General features: G+C 60.2%; 14 protein-coding genes. 10 read left to right on the top strand and 4 right to left on the bottom strand.

Annotated elements, in window-relative coordinates; genetic code table 11:
* Positions 1-64: 64 nt before the first annotated feature.
* Entirely contained in the window at positions 65-2,503 is a 2,439-nt protein-coding gene (locus tag JWU58_RS04675) for a Lon protease family protein (protein WP_024014367.1), read from the bottom strand.
* Between the two features lie 302 nt (positions 2,504-2,805).
* Between JWU58_RS04675 and JWU58_RS04670 the strand changes: the two genes are divergently transcribed.
* The 4 genes from JWU58_RS04670 to JWU58_RS04655 all read left to right on the top strand — a co-directional run bounded on the left by JWU58_RS04670 (position 2,806) and on the right by JWU58_RS04655 (position 6,531).
* Positions 2,806-3,294, top strand: coding sequence for a DUF3015 domain-containing protein (locus JWU58_RS04670; RefSeq protein WP_016773112.1), 489 nt, complete (start codon positions 2,806-2,808; stop codon positions 3,292-3,294).
* Positions 3,295-3,536: 242 nt separating this feature from the next.
* Positions 3,537-5,390 (top strand): Lnb N-terminal periplasmic domain-containing protein, encoded by a 1,854-nt coding sequence (locus tag JWU58_RS04665; RefSeq protein ID WP_206421541.1) that lies wholly within the window; start codon positions 3,537-3,539, stop codon positions 5,388-5,390.
* A 219-nt stretch (positions 5,391-5,609) separates the two neighbouring features.
* A complete protein-coding gene (locus tag JWU58_RS04660; protein ID WP_206422161.1) occupies positions 5,610-5,966 on the top strand; it encodes a hypothetical protein in 357 nt (118 codons plus the stop codon).
* A gap of 70 nt (positions 5,967-6,036) precedes the next feature.
* Complete coding sequence (locus JWU58_RS04655) at positions 6,037-6,531, top strand: GreA/GreB family elongation factor (RefSeq protein WP_039761720.1); 495 nt, start codon at positions 6,037-6,039, stop codon at positions 6,529-6,531.
* On the opposite strand, the gene gdhA is transcribed toward JWU58_RS04655, so the two are convergent.
* On the bottom strand, positions 6,528-7,865 hold the full coding sequence (gene gdhA / locus JWU58_RS04650; RefSeq protein ID WP_206421540.1) for an NADP-specific glutamate dehydrogenase: 1,338 nt from the start codon (positions 7,863-7,865) through the stop codon (positions 6,528-6,530). The two genes, JWU58_RS04655 and gdhA, sit on opposite strands and share 4 nt — an antisense overlap.
* A 351-nt stretch (positions 7,866-8,216) precedes the next feature.
* Positions 8,217-9,881 (bottom strand): energy-dependent translational throttle protein EttA, encoded by a 1,665-nt coding sequence (gene ettA / locus JWU58_RS04645; RefSeq protein ID WP_016773108.1) that lies wholly within the window; start codon positions 9,879-9,881, stop codon positions 8,217-8,219.
* Between the two features lie 287 nt (positions 9,882-10,168).
* Between ettA and morA the strand changes: the two genes are divergently transcribed.
* From morA to JWU58_RS04615, 6 genes are all read left to right on the top strand, one after another.
* On the top strand, positions 10,169-14,017 hold the full coding sequence (morA, locus tag JWU58_RS04640; RefSeq protein WP_206421539.1) for a cyclic di-GMP receptor MorA: 3,849 nt from the start codon (positions 10,169-10,171) through the stop codon (positions 14,015-14,017).
* A gap of 220 nt (positions 14,018-14,237) precedes the next feature.
* The gene (gene glyA, locus JWU58_RS04635) at positions 14,238-15,491 is read left to right on the top strand and encodes a serine hydroxymethyltransferase (protein WP_206421538.1); all 1,254 of its coding nucleotides are present in this window, start codon (positions 14,238-14,240) and stop codon (positions 15,489-15,491) included.
* Positions 15,492-15,711: 220 nt separating this feature from the next.
* A complete protein-coding gene (locus JWU58_RS04630; RefSeq protein WP_241196150.1) occupies positions 15,712-16,275 on the top strand; it encodes a hypothetical protein in 564 nt (187 codons plus the stop codon).
* A gap of 239 nt (positions 16,276-16,514) precedes the next feature.
* A complete protein-coding gene (locus JWU58_RS04625; protein ID WP_110603140.1) occupies positions 16,515-17,828 on the top strand; it encodes a C4-dicarboxylate transporter DctA in 1,314 nt (437 codons plus the stop codon).
* 49 nt (positions 17,829-17,877) lie between these two features.
* Positions 17,878-18,582 carry a FadR/GntR family transcriptional regulator gene (locus JWU58_RS04620; protein WP_016773102.1) on the top strand — a complete coding sequence of 235 codons (705 nt, stop codon included), beginning with the start codon at positions 17,878-17,880 and terminating at the stop codon, positions 18,580-18,582.
* Between the two features lie 18 nt (positions 18,583-18,600).
* Complete coding sequence (locus JWU58_RS04615) at positions 18,601-19,305, top strand: GntR family transcriptional regulator (protein ID WP_206421536.1); 705 nt, start codon at positions 18,601-18,603, stop codon at positions 19,303-19,305.
* 116 nt (positions 19,306-19,421) lie between these two features.
* Here JWU58_RS04615 and yjiA read toward each other — a convergent pair whose 3' ends face one another.
* Positions 19,422-20,393, bottom strand: a complete 972-nt coding sequence (yjiA, locus tag JWU58_RS04610) for a GTPase (RefSeq protein WP_206421535.1) — start codon at positions 20,391-20,393, stop codon at positions 19,422-19,424.
* Between the last annotated feature and the right edge of the window lie 5 nt (positions 20,394-20,398).

Raw genomic sequence — 20,398 nt, 5'->3', positions numbered from 1 at the left:
ATTCGTCGACTGATACAGCGCTTTCGCGAGCAGGCTCGCTCCCACAGGGTCTGGCGTGAACTGATCAGGCCGGTTTGGCTTCGGCGAGAGCCTCCTGCGCCAGTTCCTTCTCGGCCTCTTTCAGGTCCTCTTCGCTGATCATCTCGGCGATATCGCGCAGGCGCTCGACCACTCGCGCATTGATGCTGCCTTCGGGGAATTCGCCATCGGCGTTCGGCTCCCCGGCCGGCTCACCCACCAGCAGGCTCAGCGCCTCATCGGCCTGACGCACCGCATATACGTGGAACTGGCCGGCGCGCACGGCGGCGAGGACTTTTTCATCGAGCATCAGCGTGGCGACGTTGGCCTGGGGAATGATTGCGCCCTGCTCGCCGGTCAGGCCGCGTGCTTCGCAGAGGCGGAAGAAGCCTTCGATCTTCTCGTTGACCCCGCCGACAGCCTGCACCTCACCGAACTGGTTGATCGAACCGGTGATGGCAAAACATTGCTTGAGCGGGGTTTTCGACAGCGCCGAAATCAGCGTGCACGCCTCGCCCAACGATGCGCTGTCGCCGTCGACATAACCGTACGACTGTTCCAGCGCAATGCTCGCCGAGATCGCCAGCGGAAATTCCTGGGCGTAACGGCTGCCCAGATAACCGGTGAGGATCATCACGCCTTTGGAGTGAATCGGCTGGCCGAGGTTGACCTCACGCTCGATGTCGACGATGCCGCTGCCGCCCGGGTAGACCGTGGCGGAAATCCGCGCCGGCACGCCGAACGCCGAATCGCCGACCTCCAGCACTGTCAGCCCGTTGCACTTGCCGACCGCCGCACCGTCAGTGTCGATGAGGATAATTCCGGCGAGCATGTCGTCGAGAATCCGCGCCGAGACGCGCCCGGTGCGGGTGGCCTTGGCTTTCAGGGCGCGTTCGATATGGCCTGCGTCGGTCATTTCATCGCCGGCCAGATGGCGAATGAAATCCGCCTCGCTGACCAGTTGGAACAGATCACCAATGCGCGCCGACAAGCGCCCCTGATGCTCGGCCAGCCGTGCGCTGTAGGTCGCCAGTCGTGCCACCGCATCGGCGGTCAGCGGCGCCATGCCTTCTTCCGAAGTACGGGTTTTCAGGAGCTGGGCGAACTGCTCGAGGCTTTCATCGACCATCGGGATGTCTTCGTCGAAGTCGACCAGAACGCGGAACATCTCCTGGAAGTCCGGATCGAGATCCTGCAGCGTGTAATACAGCTGCCGCGCACCGATGATGATGACTTTGACCTGCAACGGGATGTGCTGCGGATTCAGGGTCATGGTGGCGAAGCGGCCCATCTCGCCCAGCGGCGATTCCATTTTCAGTTTGCGCGATTGCAGGGCGCGCTTGAGCGCATCCCACACGAACGGCTCGCTGAGCATTTTTTCCGCTTCAAGAATCAGGAAGCCGCCGTTGGCGCGGTGCAGCGCACCCGGACGCAACTGCCGGTAAGTGGTGTAGAGCGCGCCCTGATCGGTGGTGTACTCGATGCGGCCGAACAGGTTTTCGTAAGTCGGATGCGGCTCGAACACCACCGGCGCACCGCCGCTGGCCGGATGCCCGACCACCAGGCTCGGTGCGTATTGTTCTTCCAGCAACTTGCGCGCGACGGCGTCAGTCTTGCTGTCGTCGACCAGTTGTTCGACCACGGTTTTCAGCAGGTAGACCTGCATCGCTTGCAGGTAACCGCAGACCCCGGCGTTCTCTGCGTACTTCTCCGACAGCGGCGCCAGTAACGGCTGCAAGGCCAGGGTGATGGTTTCTTCGTTGAGCGAACGCAGTTGATTGTTCGACTCGCGCTTCCACTGCGGCAGGCTGGCGAGTTCTTCGTTCAGGCGCTCTTCGAGGCCGGAAATGTCATCGTGAAAACGCTCGCGCTCGGCTTCCGGCAACTGCGCGAATTCGGCTTCGTCCAGGGCCTTGCCGTCGAGCATCGGGGTGAAGGCGATATTGCTGCTGTCGCGGTACAGCGCGACGTCCTTTTCCAGGGCCAGACGCTCGATGATGTCCAGCGCCTTGTCGTAGCGCTGATTGAAGGCGCGGTCGATGGCGCTTTTTTTCTGCTGGTAGGACGGGTGTTCGAAAACTGCTGGAAAAGTCGCCAGCAGGTTGTCGATCAGGCCGTTGATGTCGCCGATGAACGAGGCCGCCGTGCCCGATGGCAGCTCCAGTGCACGCGGCTCGCGCGGTTCATCGAAGTTGTTGACGTAGACCCAGTCCGCCGGGGTCTGCAGGCGCTTGCCTTCGGCTTTCAGATAGCGTTTGACGAACGAGAACCGGCCGGTGCCGGGCTCGCCCATGACGAATACGTTGTAACCGGGGCGTGGCATCGCCACACCGAACTGCAAGGCTTCGACCGCGCGTTCCTGGCCGAGCACACCGCGAAAGGGCTCCAGATCATTGGTGCTGGTGAAGCTGAACTGTTCAGCGGAAAACGGACGAGTCAGCGCTTCGGGCGCAAGACGCAGGCTGGCAGCAACAGGATCAGGCATCGGGCTTCCTTAACAATCAGGCGGGGCAGGTAGCGGCATTCTGGCGCTGCCCGTGCCCCACTGGCAAGGCGCGCCACATGACAAAGCATAGACAAGCGCGCGTCCGGCCGACGGGTCCCGATAAATCAGAGGTTTATTCCAAATATTTTGCAAAAAGTCACGGAACCGCTGGAACGTGCCTAAACTCCAAACTGCGCGGCTGGAACTAATACCGGCCCACTGACACTTTCGGCTTTGTCCTCGGGCAGAGCGCGAAGGGCCAGAACCCTGTCCATTGGTATGCACATAAAGAGAACAAAGCTATGAAACGGATTCTTCTCGGTACTCTCTTCACCGCTGTATCCATCAACGCAATGGCGCAAGCCCCGGGCGGCCCGGATTGCGGTTGGGGCAACATGCTGTTCGAAGGTCAGCGTGGCACCCCGGCGCACTTCCTTGCTTCCACCACCAACGGCACTTCCGGTAACGCTACCTTCGGTATGACCTCCGGCACCAACGGCTGCTCGACCAACGCGTCCCTGACTTATGGCGGCAAATCCTGGTTCGCCATGAATGGCATGATGAACGAGCTGTCCGAAGACATGGCCAAAGGCAACGGCGAAGCGCTGACCACTTATGCCGTGGTCCTGGGCGTAGCACCGGAAGATCGTGCGCACTTCGCGCAAGTGACCCACGAGCACTTCCAGCAGATCTTCAGCAAAGCTGACGTGACCGCTGAAGACGTGCATACCAACACCCTGGCAGTACTGAAATCGGACCCACGTCTGGCCAAGTACGCAACTCAGGCTTAAGCTCGACCCCGCCCGCTTCCTTCGGGAAGCGGGTCTTATTTTGACTACGGTCTGTAGCGAGGGGATTTATCCCCGTTCGGCTGCGAAGCAGTCGTAAAACCTGTGCATGCGATGTATCCGATGCATTGGTGACACAGCTTATGGGGCCCTTCGCAGCCCAGCGGGGATAAATCCCCTCGCCACAGGGTGCAGTGATTACCCCCGATCCGGGATTTGTTTTCTTTCGACTTAAGTTGCCACCTATGCTCAAACGCCTTGCCTGGCTGGCGCTCTGTGTCTGCGCCCCGCTGTCCGCCGCGCCTCACATCGATCCTCAACGTTTGCAGCAACTGGCCAACGACCGCTTCTGGATTTCCCTCGGTCATTACGAAACCGCCAAGCTTGGCGGCTGGCGCAGCTATGTCAGCGACAAGAAGTTCTTTCTCGCTCCCGACGGCAATGAACATCCGGACCGCGAACTGGCCGCCACCGTGCAGGCGCTGTACGCCCCGGCCAGCCTCGGCGAGCAACACGCACAATGCGTATACCCCGCGCGCACGCGCTGGCTGAAAGCGCAGCTCAATCTCGCTGACCTGCCAACGCCGGAATGCGCCGAATACAAGCAATGGTTCAAGGACGTCTCGCCGCACAGTGCGGTGATGATTTTCCCGGCGGCGTATCTCAACAGCCCGTCGTCGATGTTCGGCCACACCCTGCTGCGCATCGATCAGGCGGATGTGCAGGCCGACAAGACCTCGCTGCTCAGCTACGCGATCAACTTCGGCGCCTACATCGAAGGCTCGGACAACAGCATTCTGTATGCCTGGAAAGGCTTGATGGGCGGCTACCCGGGGCTGTTCGCGCTGGTGCCGTACCAGGAAAAACTGTCGGAATACCGAAGCCTGGAAAACCGCGATCTGTGGGAATACCGCCTCAACCTGACCCAGGAAGAAACCGCACGCATGGTCGAACATGTGTGGGAGCTCAAGCAGATCCAGTTCGACTATTTCTTCTTCGACGAAAACTGCTCGTATCGCTTGCTGGAGCTGCTGCAAGTGGCGCGGCCGAGCCTGCGCCTGACCGAACAATTCCCGCTGACCGCGATCCCGACCGACACTGTCAAAGCGGTGAAAGAGGCCGGGCTGGTCGAGCACATCGAATATCGCCCGTCCCGCGAACGTGAACTGCTCAGCCGCGCCGAGCCTTTGAGCGATGACGAACAGCAATGGGTGCTGAAAGTCAGCGCCGATCAAAAAGTCCTGCAAGAGCCAACGTTCAAAGCCCTGCCGCGCGCACGTCAGGCGTTGATTGTCGATGCCGCCTATCGTCTGGAGCGCTACCGCGCCAATGGTCAGGAGCGCGACCCGCAACGAGCGCAGCGCAGTTTCGAACTGCTGCGGGCGATCAACAAGAACCCGGCGCCGGAGCTGGAAATACCGCGACCCGGTCTGCCCGAAGATGGCCACGAGTCCCGCACCTGGCAGGCCGGCCTCGGTACGCGCGGCGATCGCGCGTTCGGCGAATATGGCCTGCGCATGGCTTATCACGACCTCAATGACAATGCCGAAAGCTTCCCCCTCGGCGCGCAGATCGAGATCCTGCAACTGAAGCTGCGCCAGTACGAAGGCAATGACTGGCAGTTGCAGCAACTGGACCTGGCGACCATTCGTTCGCTGACACCGCGCAACGAGCTGCTGCAACCATTGTCGTGGCAAGTCACCGGTGGCCTTGAGCGCGTGCCGGGCAAGCATGACGACGAAACGCTGGTCAGCCATGTCAACGGTGGCGGCGGCGGCACGTGGCAGTTGGGCGAAGACGTGCTCGGCTTTGCGCTGGGCACGGTGCGCGTGGAACATAACAACGACTTCGCCGAGTTTGTTTCCCCGGCCGGTGGCTTCAACACCGGCGTGCTATGGAAAAACCCGCTGGGCAATCTGAGCCTGGAAGCCAAGGGCGACTACTTCTTCAACGGTGAAGTGCGCCGCAGCCTGAGCCTGAATCAGCAGTGGGAACTGTCGCGCAACCTCGGTTTGCGCCTGAGCGCGCAGCGTGAATTCAGCCAGCTCGCCAGCCCCGAGACGGAAGTCATGCTGGAAGTGAAGTGGTATCACTACTGATCCCGAGCCTGTGTAAATCTCCCTGTGGGAGCGAGCCTGCTCGCGAAAGCGGTGGTTCAGTCAATAGTAGTGTTGCCTGACACGACGCCTTCGCGAGCAGGCTCGCTCCCACAGGTGCTTTGTGGTGTGCAATGGATTTTTCACAGGCCTTCGACAGCCGCCTCATGAATCGCCTTCTAGACTTTCCTTATGAGCCGAGTATCGGCGCGGGAGAGTGCGATGTGGCGGTGCGTGGGATTGTTGGCCGTTGTATTGGCGCTGGGCGGTTGCCAGACCACCCATGAAGACTTGATCGCCAAAGGTTATCCACCGGCCTTCGCCGACGGTTTCGATGACGGTTGCGTCAGCGGCCGGCAAGCGGCGGGCTCGATCAGCGGTGAGTTTCGCAAGAACGTGCCGCGCTATCTCAAGGATCAGCAATACGCCGACGGCTGGGTCGACGGCTTCCGCCAATGTCAGGCGATGCTGGAAAACAGGGATCGCGAGCAATATCGCAACGAGCATTGGGACGAACGCGAACGCTCCTGGCAGCAGCAGAAGGACCAGGACGTCGGGCGGGCTTATCGCTCGCAATAGGTCGTTTGCAGACATCCGTTGAAACCAAATGCCGGCAATCATGGCCCAAATCCTTTAACAGGAGGACTTCATGAGTCGCGCATTCGTCAACGAAGACAACGCCGCCGCGCAGGCCGATCAGCCGGTCGAACGTCAGGTCAGCACGCAGCCCAACTACGTCACCCCGCAAGGGCTGGCGCAGTTGCAGGCGAAAGTCATCGAGTTGCAGAGCCTGCACGCCGAGCAAACGGCCAAGGGCGAGCAGGCCGACAAGCAACGTCTGGCCGATCTGCAACGGGATCTGCGCTATTTCACTCAACGCCTGAGCAGCGCCCAAGTCGCAGTCGCTGCGACCTCCACCGACAAGGTCCAAATCGGTAGCTGGGTGACTTTTGCCGATGAACACGACACAGAACACCGCGTGCAACTGGTCGGCGAGGATCAGGCCGACGCCAGTCAGGGCCTGATCAACTGGGCCTCACCGCTGGGCCGGGCCTTGCTCGGCGCCCGGCTCAACGATGAAGTGCTATGGCAGCGACCTGCCGGCGATCAACTGATCGAAGTGATCCGCATCGAACCGGCTTAAACCACGCCTTGCGCCAACATCGCATCGGCGACTTTGACGAAGCCGGCAATGTTCGCGCCTTTGACGTAATTGACCTGACCGTTGTCTTCGCCGTAATGCACGCAGGCGTGGTGGATCGACTGCATGATCGCGTGCAGCTTGCTGTCGACCTCGCCCGCCGTCCACAGCAGGCGCATGGCGTTCTGCGACATCTCCAGACCGCTGACGGCCACACCGCCGGCATTCGACGCTTTGCCCGGAGCGAACAGAATGCCGGCCTCGATAAAGATATCCACAGCCTCCAGCGTGGTCGGCATGTTCGCGCCTTCAGCCACGCAGACGCAGCCATTGCGCAGTAGAGTGCGCGCGGCTTCGGCGTCGAGTTCGTTCTGCGTCGCGCAGGGCAGCGCGATGTCGCACGGCAGCGACCACGGATGTTGGCCGGCGCGGAATTCCAGACCATGGGCGCTTGCCAGTTCGCTGATGCGCCCGCGCTTGATGTTTTTCAGCTCCAGCAGCGCCAGCCACTGTGCTTCTCTCAATCCTGCTTCGCAGTACAGCGTGCCTTCGGAATCGGACAGGGAAATCACCTTGCCGCCCAGATCCATGACCTTGCGCGCCGCGTACTGCGCGACGTTGCCGGAACCGGAAATCGCCACGCGCTTGCCTTCCACGCTCTGCCCGCGGCGCTTGAGCATTTCTTCGGCGAAGTACACGCAGCCGAAACCGGTGGCTTCCGGGCGAATCAGGCTGCCGCCGTAAGTCATGCCCTTGCCGGTGAGGACGCTGGTGAACTGGTTGCTCAGGCGCTTGTACTGGCCAAACAGGAAACCGATCTCCCGCGCACCGACACCGATGTCACCGGCCGGCACGTCGACGTCGGCACCGATGTGGCGATACAGCTCGCTCATGAACGCCTGGCAGAAGCGCATGACTTCAGCGTCGCTCTTGCCCTTCGGATCGAAGTCGGAACCGCCCTTGCCGCCGCCCATGGGCAGGGAGGTCAGCGAGTTCTTGAAGGTCTGCTCGAAGGCGAGGAATTTCAGCACGCCGAGGTTCACCGACGGATGGAAGCGCAGGCCGCCCTTGTACGGGCCGATGGCGCTGTTCATCTGGATACGGAAGCCGCGATTGACCTGGACCTTGCCCTGATCGTCGACCCACGACACCCGAAACACCAGCGCACGCTCCGGCTCGCAGATGCGTTCGAGAATCCCCGAAGTCAGGTAATGCGGATTGGCCTCAAGAAACGGCCACAGACTGCGCAGGACTTCTTCGACAGCCTGATGGAATTCGGGTTGATCCGGGTCGCGTTTTTTCAGGCGCGCAAGGAAGGATTCGACGGATTCGATCATGGGCAAAGTCTCGGCAAATTTATTGTCGTTGGAGGAGATTGGGCCGGACTGTAACAAACGAATTGCGCACAGGAACAGAGCAAAATGTCGCAGTTATGAAATTAAATGGTGCACAGGATATAAATCCAAGGGGTTTTTGATCCGTTTTTGCACCTGAGCGGGGAGCACAGATTCAAGACTTGCACCAACAGCTACACCATCTTCGCGAGCAGGCTCGCTCCCACATTTGGAATGCGTTACCCCTGTGGGAGCGAGCCTGCTCGCGAAAGCCGCAACTCGGTATATCAGGAAAAAACCAGGGCAAAAAAAACGGAGCCCGAAGGCTCCGCTCTTTCTGCAACCAACCCGATATCAGGCCAGTTTCTTGTGACGTACCCGGTGTGGCTGGGCCGCTGCTTCGCCGAGGCGCTTTTTGCGGTCGGCTTCGTACTCGGTGTAGTTGCCTTCGAAGAACACCGCTTGTGAGTCGTCTTCGTACGCCAGAATGTGCGTGGCGACACGGTCAAGGAACCACCGATCGTGAGAGATCACAATGGCGGCGCCAGGGAAGTCCAGCAGGGCTTCTTCCAGCGAACGCAGGGTTTCCACGTCGAGGTCGTTGGACGGTTCGTCGAGCAGCAGGACGTTGCCGCCCTCCTTCAGGGTCAGCGCCAGGTGCAGACGACCGCGCTCACCGCCGGACAGATCCTTGACGAACTTCTGCTGGTCGCCGCCCTTGAAGTTGAAGCGACCGACGTAGGTACGCGACGGGATCTCGTAGTTGCCGATGCGGATCTGGTCGGAACCGTCGGAAATCTGCTGGAACACGGTCTTGCTGCCATCGAGGTCTTCGCGGCTCTGGTCGACGCAGGCCAGCTGCACGGTTTCACCGATTTCGATGCTGCCCGAATCCGGAGTTTCCTTGCCCATCAGCATGCGGAACAGCGTCGATTTACCGGCACCGTTACCGCCGATCACGCCGACGATGGCGCCCTTCGGCATGGAGAACGACAGGTTGTCGATCAGCACGCGATCGCCGTAGCCCTTGGTGACGTTCTTGAATTCGATGACCTTGTCGCCCAGGCGTGGACCGGCCGGGATGTAGATCTCGTTGGTTTCGCTGCGCTTCTGGAATTCCTGCGATTGCATTTCTTCGAAGCGTTGCAGACGTGCCTTGGATTTCGACTGGCGAGCCTTGGCGCCTTTGCGCACCCACTCCAGTTCTTCTTTCATGGCTTTTTCGTGAGCCGACTGCTGCTTGGATTCCTGGGCCAGACGATCGGACTTGGCTTCGAGCCAGCCCGAATAGTTGCCCTCGTAAGGAATGCCCGCGCCGCGGTCGAGTTCCAGAATCCAGCCGGCGACGTTGTCGAGGAAGTAACGGTCGTGCGTGATCGCGACCACGGTGCCCGGGAAGTCGTGGAGGAAATGCTCCAGCCACGCCACCGAATCAGCATCCAGGTGGTTGGTCGGTTCGTCGAGCAGCAGCATGTCTGGCGCGGACAGCAGCAGGCGGCACAGGGCGACACGGCGCTTTTCACCACCGGACAGGTGTTCGACTTTCGCGTCCCAGGCTGGCAGACGCAGCGCATCGGCGGCGACTTCCAGCTGCCGCTCAAGGTTGTGGCCGTCGCTGGCCTGCAGGATCGCTTCGAGCTTGGCCTGTTCAGCAGCAAGCTTGTCGAAGTCGGCATCCGGGTCGGCGTAGGCCGCGTAGACCTCGTCCAGACGCGCTTGCGCATCCTTGATCACGCTGACCGCTTCCTCGACCACTTCACGCACGGTCTTGGCAGGGTCGAGCTGCGGCTCTTGCGGCAGGTAACCGATGTTCAGGTCCGGCATCGGACGGGCTTCGCCTTCGAACTCGGTGTCGACGCCGGCCATGATTTTCAGCAGCGTGGATTTACCCGAACCGTTGAGGCCGAGCACGCCGATCTTGGCGCCGGGGAAGAAGGACAGCGAAATGTTCTTGAGGATTTCCCGCTTCGGCGGAACAACTTTGCCCAGCCGATGCATGGTGAAGACGTATTGAGCCATGGAGAACCTTGGGTCAGTGACAGATGAATGATTGGAGCGCAGGCGATGCCTGGCCAGACTGTGCGCGTCGTTCACTTGATCGCGATCAATGCGTGCGCGCTGGAAAAAGTCTGATTGTAGGGGCTGGAACGCCCCCGGTCTAACCGGCAAAGCTACCTTAATGCTGGAAGGCAGTCCAGCCGAGAGGGGCTGGCACTTCGCCACGAGTCAAGGCATGCTAGCCGCCCTTCGGGCGTCCGGCTTATAGTGCACGTCGCGCCAGTCCAGCCAAATCGCAGGATCACAGCTTGACCAATGTCACTCCGCCAGCCTCTGTGAGCAGCACCCCACCGGCGCCCGGCTCGCCCCTGCGCGGGACATTAAAGGGTGCGCTGGCCACCCTCGTGCTGTTATTGCTCGCGTTGCTGTTCTGGCAACTGCTCGATCAATTGCGCGAAACTCAGAAAAATCAGCGCCAATACACCATCGACTACACCGCCGACCTCGCCGCCCAGGTCAGCCTGAACATGGCGCTGAATGCGCAAATCGCCCTCAATCTGCTACCGATCGTCGAACAACCGCAAACTGCCGACGAACAGCAGATGCTTCTGCGCAAATTGCAACGCTCACTGCCCGACCTGCGCAGCATGGCCCTGCTCTCGCCCTCCGGCCGGATCATCAGCGACAGCGCCACCGACAGTTCCGACGCCGATTACCTGACCGAACTGGTGCGCCGCAGCCGTGTCCAGGCGCATTACTTCAGCAATGCCGATGACGGCTCGGTGGTGCATCTGCTACTGCATCAGGCCAGCGGCAGCAGTCGCGGTTACTGGGCCTTGCGCCTGACGCCAACCTTCTTCGACTCGCTGACCAAACAGGACGCCACCGCCCTGCGCCCGTTATGGCTGGTGGAAAACCGCCTCAATCACCAGATCATCAGCCGCGACGCCGGGCTGCCCTCGGTCAAGGCTGGCGGGCTGACGCCCGACGATGTCGCCAACACCGTGCTGACCGTGCCGCTGAGCAGCAGCGACTGGCAATTGCGCGGGCTGTTCGACCGCCAGCGCGTACTGGAAGAGTTGCTGCCGGCGTTCATCGGCAAATGCCTGCTCGGCCTGGCGTTCTCGATGTTGCCGGTGATCGCGCTGCTGAACATGCGTCGGCGTCAGCGCCAGGTGCATGAAGGCCGGCGGCGTTATCAGGATATTTTCGAAGGCACCGGCGTGGCCTTGTGCGTGCTTGACCTGTCCGGCCTCAAGCAGATGTTCGACAAGGCGCAGATCCAGACCAGTGACCAGCTCAAGGCCTGGCTCGACCAACCGCAGCAGCGCCAGCATTTGCTCGCGGAAATGCGCGTCACCGAAGTCAATCAGGTCGCCCTGCAACTGCTCGATGTGCACTCCTGCGACGATGCCTGGCAACTGCTGATCGATGGCCAGCGCCATCCGCAGTGCGCGATCGGTCAGCAGATCCTCGACGCCGTCCTGCAGCAGCAGAAACAGCTGGAACTGGAAATCAAACTGCCCAACAGCAACGGTCGCGACCAGCATCTGTGGATGGTTTTGCGCCTGCCGAGGGAGCAGCACGACTATAAAGCGGTGATCCTCAGCATCAACGACATCACCAGCCGCAAGCTGATCGAACTGTCGCTGCTGGAGCGTGAAGGTTTCTGGTCGGATGTGGTGCGCACCGTGCCCGATCATCTGTATGTGCAGGACGTGATCAGCCAGCGGATGATTTTCAGCAACCACCACCTCGGCCAGACCCTGGGCTACAACCGCACTGAACTGCATCAGATGGGCGAGTACTTCTGGGAAATCCTTCTGCATCCGGAAGACGCCGACTATTACCATCGCTCGCGGCAGTTGCAGCGTCACGCCGGTTACAGCCAATTGTTGCAATGCCAATTGCGCTTCCGCCATCGCGACGGCAAGTGGCGGCGCTTCGACATCCGTGAACAGGCGCTGGCACGGGACAAGCACGATCAGGTCACGCGGATCATCGGCGTGGCCAAGGACATCACCGAACAGATCGAGGCCAGCGAATCGCTGCGTGACAGCGAGCAGCGCTACCGCATGCTCGCCGAGAGCATCAGCGACGTGATTTTCTCCACCGACAGCAAGCTCTCGCTGAACTACGTCAGCCCGTCGGTGCAGGCGGTGCTCGGTTACAACGCCGATTGGATTTTCCAGAACGGCTGGCAATCGATCATCGCCAATCCCGGGCAACTGAACGGCATTCATGTGCTGATGGACCGCGTCAGCAAGGCGCTGGACAAGCCCGAGCAACTGGCATTGCTGCGCAGTCAGGTGCAAACGCAGCTGTTCCTCTTCGATTGCCTGCGCGCCGACGGTCGCAAGATTCCGATTGAACTGCGCCTGGTGCTGGTGTGGGACGAACACGGCGCGTTCGAAGGCGTGCTCGGCGTCGGCCGCGATATCAGCCAGCAGCGCCGTGCCGAAAAAGATCTGCGCATGGCCGCCACGGTATTCGAGCACTCGACTTCGGCGATCCTGATCACCGACCCGGCCGGCTACATCGTCCAGGCCAACGAAGCGTTCAGTCGGGTCAGCGGCTACAGCGTCGGCGAAGTGCTCGACCAGTTGCCGAACATGCTCACCGTCGACGAGCAGCAGGACGCGCACTTGCGCTACGTGCTCAAGCAGTTGCACGAGCACAGCACCTGGGAAGGCGAAGTGTGGATGAAGCGCCGTAACGGCGAACATTACCCGGCGTGGGTCGGCATTACTGCCGTGCTCGACGATGAGGGCGATCTGGCCAGCTATGTGTGTTTCTTCAGCGACATCAGCGAGCGCAAGGCCAGCGAGCAGCGCATCCACCGCCTCGCCTATTACGATGCCCTCACCCATTTGCCGAACCGCACGCTGTTCCAGGATCGTCTGCACACCGCGCTGCAAGCGGCCGAACGGCAGAAGTCGTGGGTGGTGCTGATGTTCCTCGACCTCGACCGTTTCAAACCGATCAACGACTCCCTCGGCCACGCCGCCGGCGACCGCATGCTCAAGGACATGGCCACGCGCCTGCTGGCCTGCGTCGATGACGACGACACCGTCGCGCGCATGGGTGGCGACGAATTCACCCTGCTGCTGCAGCATCGCTCCAACCGAGAATTGGCGCTGAACCGGGCGATTCACGTGGCCGAGCAGATTCTCGCCAGCCTGGTGCGGCCGTTCGTGCTCGAGGGCCGCGAGTTCTTCGTCACCGCCAGTATCGGCATCGCCCTGAGTCCGCAGGACGGCAACGAACTCAGCCAGTTGATGAAGAACGCCGACACGGCGATGTACCACGCCAAGGAACGCGGCAAGAACAACTTCCAGTTCTATCAGGCCGACATGAACGCCAGTGCGCTGGAGCGTCTGGAACTGGAAAGCGATTTGCGCCATGCGCTGGAGCAGAACGAATTCGTCCTGTATTACCAGCCGCAGTTCAGTGGCGACGGCAAGCGCCTGACCGGCGCCGAAGCGCTGCTGCGCTGGCGCCATCCGCGTCGTGGGCTGGTGCCGCCGGGGGATTTCATTCCGGTGCTGGAAGAGCTCGGCCTGGTGGTGGACGTTGGCGACTGGGTCATCAGCGAGGCCTGTCGTCAGCTGAAAACCTGGCACCAGCAACGGGTGCGGGTGCCGAAGGTGTCGGTGAACATTTCCGCACGGCAGTTCTCCGACGGCCAGTTGGGCACGCGAATCGCGACGATCCTGCGCGAAACCGGCCTGCCGCCGGCGTGTCTTGAGCTGGAACTGACCGAAAGCATCCTGATGCGCGAGGTCAGCGAGGCGATGCAGATTCTTGCCGGGCTGAAGAACCTCGGCCTGAGCATCGCGGTCGATGACTTCGGCACCGGTTATTCATCGCTCAACTACCTCAAGCAATTCCCGATCGACGTGCTGAAGATCGACCGTACTTTCGTCGACGGCCTGCCGTCCGGGGAACAGGACGCGCAGATCGCCCGGGCGATCATCGCCATGGCCCACAGCCTGAACCTGGCGGTAATCGCCGAGGGTGTGGAAACCCATGAGCAACTGGACTTCCTGCGTGAGCATGGCTGCGATGAGGTGCAGGGATATCTGTTCGGCCGGCCGATGCCGGCGGGACGGTTTGAAGCGCAGTTCTGTAACGACGCGCTCTTCATGTTCGACTGACCTGAGCCGCTTCGGGCGGCTCAGGTCAGTTGAACATGAAGAGGAGCTGCTAGAGGTTAGCTGCAAGCTGCAAGTGGAAGCCGAAGCGCTTTTGACTTGTAGCTTGTAGCTTGCAGCTTGAAGCCCGCTTATCCACAACCTGACTGTGTTTCATAGCCCTTCTAAAAGCGGTTGGGTTAGAATGCCCCCCTTTTCTGCCCCCCGATCCTTGAGGACCGCCATGTTCAGCCGTGATTTGACTATTGCCAAGTACGACGCCGACCTTTTTGCCGCCATGGAGCAAGAAGCTCAGCGTCAGGAAGAACACATTGAGCTGATCGCTTCGGAAAACTACACCAGCCCAGCGGTGATGGAAGCTCAAGGCTCGGTCCTGACCAACAAGTACGCCGAAGGCTATCCGGGCAAGCGTTACTACGGTGGTTGCGAATATGTGGACGTGGTTGAGCAACTGGCCATCGACCGCGCCAAGGAACTGTTCGGGGCCGATTACGCCAACGTTCAACCGCACGCCGGTTCCCAGGCCAACGCCGCTGTTTACCTGGCTTTGCTGCAAGGTGGCGACACCATTCTGGGCATGAGCCTGGCCCACGGCGGTCACCTGACCCACGGCGCCAGCGTTTCCTCCTCGGGCAAGCTGTACAACGCCGTTCAATACGGTATCGATGCCAACGGCCTGATCGACTACGACGAAGTCGAGCGCCTGGCGGTCGAGCACAAGCCGAAAATGATCGTTGCCGGTTTCTCGGCCTACTCGCAGATTCTCGACTTCCCGCGCTTCCGCGAGATCGCTGACAAGGTCGGCGCTTACCTGTTCGTCGACATGGCTCACGTCGCCGGTCTGGTTGCCGCTGGTGTCTATCCGAACCCGGTGCCGTTCGCCGACGTCGTGACCACCACCACGCACAAGACCCTGCGCGGTCCACGTGGCGGTCTGATCCTGGCCAAAGCGAACGCCGAGATCGAGAAGAAGCTCAACTCCGCAGTATTCCCGGGCGCCCAGGGTGGCCCGCTGGAGCACGTGATCGCGGCCAAGGCGATCTGCTTCAAGGAAGCGCTGCAGCCTGAGTTCAAGGCTTACCAGCAACAAGTGGTGAAGAACGCCAAGGCTATGGCCGAAGTGTTCATCGCACGCGGTTTCGACGTGGTATCGGGCGGTACTGAAAACCACCTGTTCCTGCTGTCGCTGATCAAGCAGGACATCTCCGGTAAAGATGCCGACGCCGCTCTGGGCAAAGCGTTCATCACCGTGAACAAGAACTCCGTGCCTAACGATCCACGCTCGCCGTTCGTCACCTCCGGCCTGCGCTTCGGTACTCCGGCTGTGACCACTCGCGGTTTCAAAGAGGCCGAGTGCAAAGAGCTGGCCGGCTGGATCTGCGACATCCTGGCTGACTTGAACAACGAAGCGGTGATCGACGCCGTTCGCGAGCAAGTCAAAGCCATCTGCAAGAAACTGCCGGTGTACGGCGCTTGATGCATCGTTAATCCGCAATAAAAAACCGGTCACGATGGCCGGTTTTTTATTGCCATAAATTCAATAAAAAAATACCACCCGAATAAAGCAGCAACCTGCTAATCCCGTCCAGCAGGATTGTTCATCTCGTTGTTCAAACCAAACTCTTGCAACACACATGCAAACCGCCATAAATGAAAACCGCTTAGTCTGAAACCCGACTTGATAAATGGATTTCATCATGACGAGCAATATCGAAAAATCTTTCATCGCAACGCTGAGAATGTTCGACCACAGGGTCGGCTTTCTTGAACAGCTGTACGGCAAACCGGCGATGGCTACCATCAGTCTGTTCAGCGGCGGTTTCTATACCGGACGCCCGCAAACACGGGATCAGTCTCACCTGCTCGGCATCCGGAGCAACGAGCAGAGCGGCCGGATAAAACCGTTGAAGCTGCATTTCGGTCATACCCCTGACGGCTACATCCTCACCGTGAAAAACCAGGGCAACTATTTCAATCAGGTGATCAGCAATCACTGGCTGGACACCGTCGAGGCCGTCAAGCCAGACACTGACAGCTTGACCACGTTTATTCTTGTCGACCATAGCGGCACCGCTATTACGCTGGACAACTTAACGGGTGTACATACAGCTGTTTCTCTCAAACTGAAAAATCATGCCTATCTGGGCGGTATAAAAATCACAAGTCTGCCTTACGTCTATCTGGGCAAAACCGAAGAACGTTCAAAGATCATTTTCATCCTGAGCATCGTCGAAAGGCATGTACCAAACATCAAAACGTGACTCACACCCCGCGCAGAAAAAAGGCATAGCCGCCGATTTTTCTCAAATGCTCAAGACCGGGCCATCCAGACAACTGGTAAGACCGGTCATGCCAATTTTCGAATTTCTCCTTGCGATCCACGAAAACCTGCGCCTAGACTGCGCCTGCACTGGACATACCGGTAAGACCACAATAATTAAGTCCTGAATCCGCTGCGCCACGCGTACGGCAGCCAGGACACCGACCCAGGATTTCTCCCATGCTCAGATGGTGCTCGCGTTCTATCTTCCTCCAAGTGGTTCTCGGACTGATGCTCGGCATCGTCTGCGGGCTGACCCTTCCTGAATACTCGGCCCAGCTCAAACCGCTCGGCGATGGCTTCATCAAACTGATCAAGATGCTCATTGGCCTGATCGTGTTCTGCGTGGTGGTCAGCGGCATCAGCGGCGCGGGCGATCTGAAAAAGGTCGGGCGCATCGGCCTGAAGTCGGTGATTTATTTCGAAGTGCTGACCACCATCGCTCTGGTGATCGGTCTGGTGTTCGCCTTCAGCACCGGGATCGGCAGCGGCGCGAATATTCATCTGGAGCAGCTCTCCAGCGCCGACATGGGCGACCTCGCCGAGCGCGGCCAGCACATGCACACCACCACGCAATTTCTGATGGACCTGATCCCGACCTCGGTGATCGGCGCCTTCGCTGACAACAATATTCTGCAAGTGCTGCTGTTCTCGGTGCTGTTCGGCAGTGCGCTGAATCTGGTTGGCGAAGCCGCTTCCGGGATTTCGCGATTGATCAACGAACTCAGCCACGTGATCTTCCGCATCATGGGCATGATCGTGCGTCTGGCGCCGATCGGCGTGTTCGGTGCCATCGCCTTCACCACCAGCAAATACGGTCTCGACTCGCTGCAGCACCTGGGCAGTCTGGTCGGTCTGTTCTACCTGACCTGCGTCGCCTTCGTCGCGCTGATCCTCGGTCTGGTGATGCGCGTTTCCGGTCTGCGCATGTGGCCGCTGCTCAAGTACCTGCGGGAAGAACTGCTGATCGTCATGGGCACCGCCTCTTCCGACGCCGTGCTGCCGCAGATCATGCGCAAGCTCGAACACCTCGGTATCGGCAGTTCGACGGTCGGTCTGGTGATCCCGACCGGGTACTCGTTCAACCTCGACGGTTTCTCGATCTACCTGACCCTGGCCATCGTGTTCATCGCCAACGCCACCGGCACACCGCTGGCGATGACCGACTTGCTGACGATTCTGCTGGTGTCGCTGATCACCTCCAAAGGCGCCCACGGCATTCCCGGTTCGGCGCTGGTGATTCTCGCCGCGACGCTGACGGCGATCCCGGCGATTCCCGTAGTCGGTCTGGTGCTGGTGTTGGCGGTGGACTGGTTCATGGGCATCGGCCGCGCGCTGACCAATCTGATCGGCAACTGCGTCGCCACCGTGGCCATCGCCCGCTGGGAAAAGGACATCGATGTACAGCGCGCGAACAAGGTGCTCAACGGTGAGCAGGGCTATAACTTTCAACCGCGAAAAACCGTCGCTCAGGCGGCGGCCAAAGAATTCTGAATGAGTGCCGTGCCTGCCAATATGCAGGCACGGCGCAGGGAGCCAATACGTGATTACAACTTCAACCGTCGTCAATTCAGTGGTGGAAAAACTCCGCGCCGCGTTGGCCCGTGGCCAATGGCGCTCCGGCGACATGCTGCCGGGCCAGCGCGAACTGGCCGAACAGCTGGGCATCAGCCGGCCCAGCCTGCGCGAAGCGGTGATCGTCCTCGAAACCCTCGGCCTGGTGCGCTCGATGCCGGGCAAAGGCGTAGTCGTGCTCGACGCACAACTCAGCGACAGCCAGAGCCACGACAGCGCAGTCGCCGGCGCCAGTCTCGAAGACGTGCTGCAACTGCGCTACACCCTTGAGCCGTTCATCGTCGGGCTGGTCGCGCAATCGATCAGCAGCAAGGAAGTCGGCCAATTGCGCCTGACCCTGATGGACATGCGCGAAGCCCTCGAGGCCGGTGACAGTGAGGCCGGAGTCAGTGCCTACATCGCTTTCCACGAAGAACTGTTCACGCTGACCTCGAACCCGATTTTCCAGAGCGTGGTACAGCAGACCAGCAACGCCCTCAAGCAAAGCGCCGAGGTATTGCGCAATTCCCCGGAACATCTGGCCGAACGCCTGGAAGAAAACGAAGCGGTAGTCCGCGCGATCCGCAGCAAGAACAGCGCTCAGGCCAGCGCCGAAATGCGTCGGCACATTCTGCGCGAAGGCCAGCGCATGGGCGTTGAGCTGAATATTCCGGACGACAACTTGCCCACCTGATTTGCCAGGAGAACGGCCATGAACAGTTTTGCTTCAGCCTCGCATGCCAATTCGGCCGCCCTGCCCGTCTCTCGGCTCGGCACGCCGACGGAAGATCTGTATCCGCGACTGTTCGACGCGATTCTCGAGCAGCGTATCGATGAAGACAGCCGGTTCACCGAGGACAGTCTGCAAACGATGTTCGGCGCCGGCCGCGCCGATGTACGACGGGTGCTGACGCAGTTGTCCCACGAGCAGATCGTGGTATTGCGCGCCAATCATCGACCACGAGTGGCCGCGCCTGATCGGGAGCTGATCCGGCAGACCTTGCATGCGCGACGGCTGGCTGAGCACACCTTGGTGCGGTTGGCCTGTCAGCGTCCGCAGCCAGACGATCTGAAATGCTTGCGCACGTTGATAGAGCGCGAGAAGCGCGCCATCGAGCAGGATCGGCGCGGGGCGGCGATTCGGTTGTCGGGGGAGTTTCATCTGCAGTTGGCACGGATGGCGGGAAATCTGCCGCTGGCGCATTTTCTGCGCAGTCTGGTGCCGTTGACGTCGTTGGCGATTGCGCGGAGTCAGAGCCCGACGCGCAGTTGTTGCGCATGGCAGGAGCATTTGGCGTTGGTTGAGATTGTGGAGCGAGGTGATGTTTCCAAGGCCGGCATGTTGATGGATCGGCATCTGGATCATCTTGAGCAGACACTGCTCGGTCCAGACCTTGAGCATTGTGCTGTCGGTTAGACCGCCTTCGCGAGCAGGCTTGCTCCCACAGTTGACCGCATTTCTCTGGACGGAATACGGTCTCCTGTGGGAGCGAGCTTGCTCGCGAAGACGCCATCACTGACAACCAAGATCCATCAGGCAGAAGCAACCCTGGCAAACCCCACCCGAATCTTCTCTTCCGGCAAATCATCGGCAATAAACACGATCACACTCTCCCGCGCCTCGCCCTCGGCCCATTCGGTGTCCCAGTCGAAACCATAGAGTTTCAGCACACCCTGAAATACCAACCGCCGATCTTCGCCGGCAATGTTCAGCACGCCTTTGTAGCGCAGCAATTGCTTGCCGTGCTCTTCCAGCAACTCGTTCATGAATTCGCTGAGCTGATCGATATCCAGCGCCTGATCGGTGCGCAGCACCAGGCTGGAGATGCGATCGATCGACGGCGCCTTGCTCACCGGACGAAGGCTCAGACCGCCGCCCAGGTCAGCATTGAGGTTGAAACCACGCACATCCAGCAATTCAGCCAGATCGATATTGCCATGCTCGACCACGCGGATCGGCGCGCGGCGGTTGATTCGCGTGAGACGTTCGCTCAGCGCAGTGAACGTCGCCTCATCGACCAGGTCGGTCTTGCTCACCAGCAAGCGATCGGCGAAACCGATCTGCGCCTGGGCGATGGTCTGGGTCAGGTGCACGTCGGCGTGAGCGGCGTCAACCAGGGTGATGATGCCGTCGAGCAGGTAACGCTCGCGCAGTTCTTCATCGATGAAGAACGTCTGCGCCACCGGCGCCGGATCAGCCAGACCGGTGCACTCGATCACCAGACGATCGAAGGCGATCTCGCCACTGTCCAGGCGCTCGAGCAGCAAATACAGCGCCTTGGTCAAGTCGGTGTGAATGGTGCAGCAGACGCAGCCGTTGGCCAGGGTCATGACTTGCACCGGCTCGTCACCCAGTAACTGAGTGTCGATGCCGGCGTCGCTGAATTCGTTTTCGATCACGGCGATTTTCAGGCCGTGCTCGGCTTTCAATAAATGACGCAGCAAGGTGGTCTTGCCGGCGCCGAGGAAACCGCTGAGGACCGTTACCGGAATGGGAGATGACAAACGCT

Source organism: Pseudomonas atacamensis, from assembly GCF_017167965.1.
GTDB lineage: Bacteria > Pseudomonadota > Gammaproteobacteria > Pseudomonadales > Pseudomonadaceae > Aquipseudomonas > Aquipseudomonas atacamensis.
This window is presented reverse-complemented; position numbering and strand designations above follow the sequence as displayed.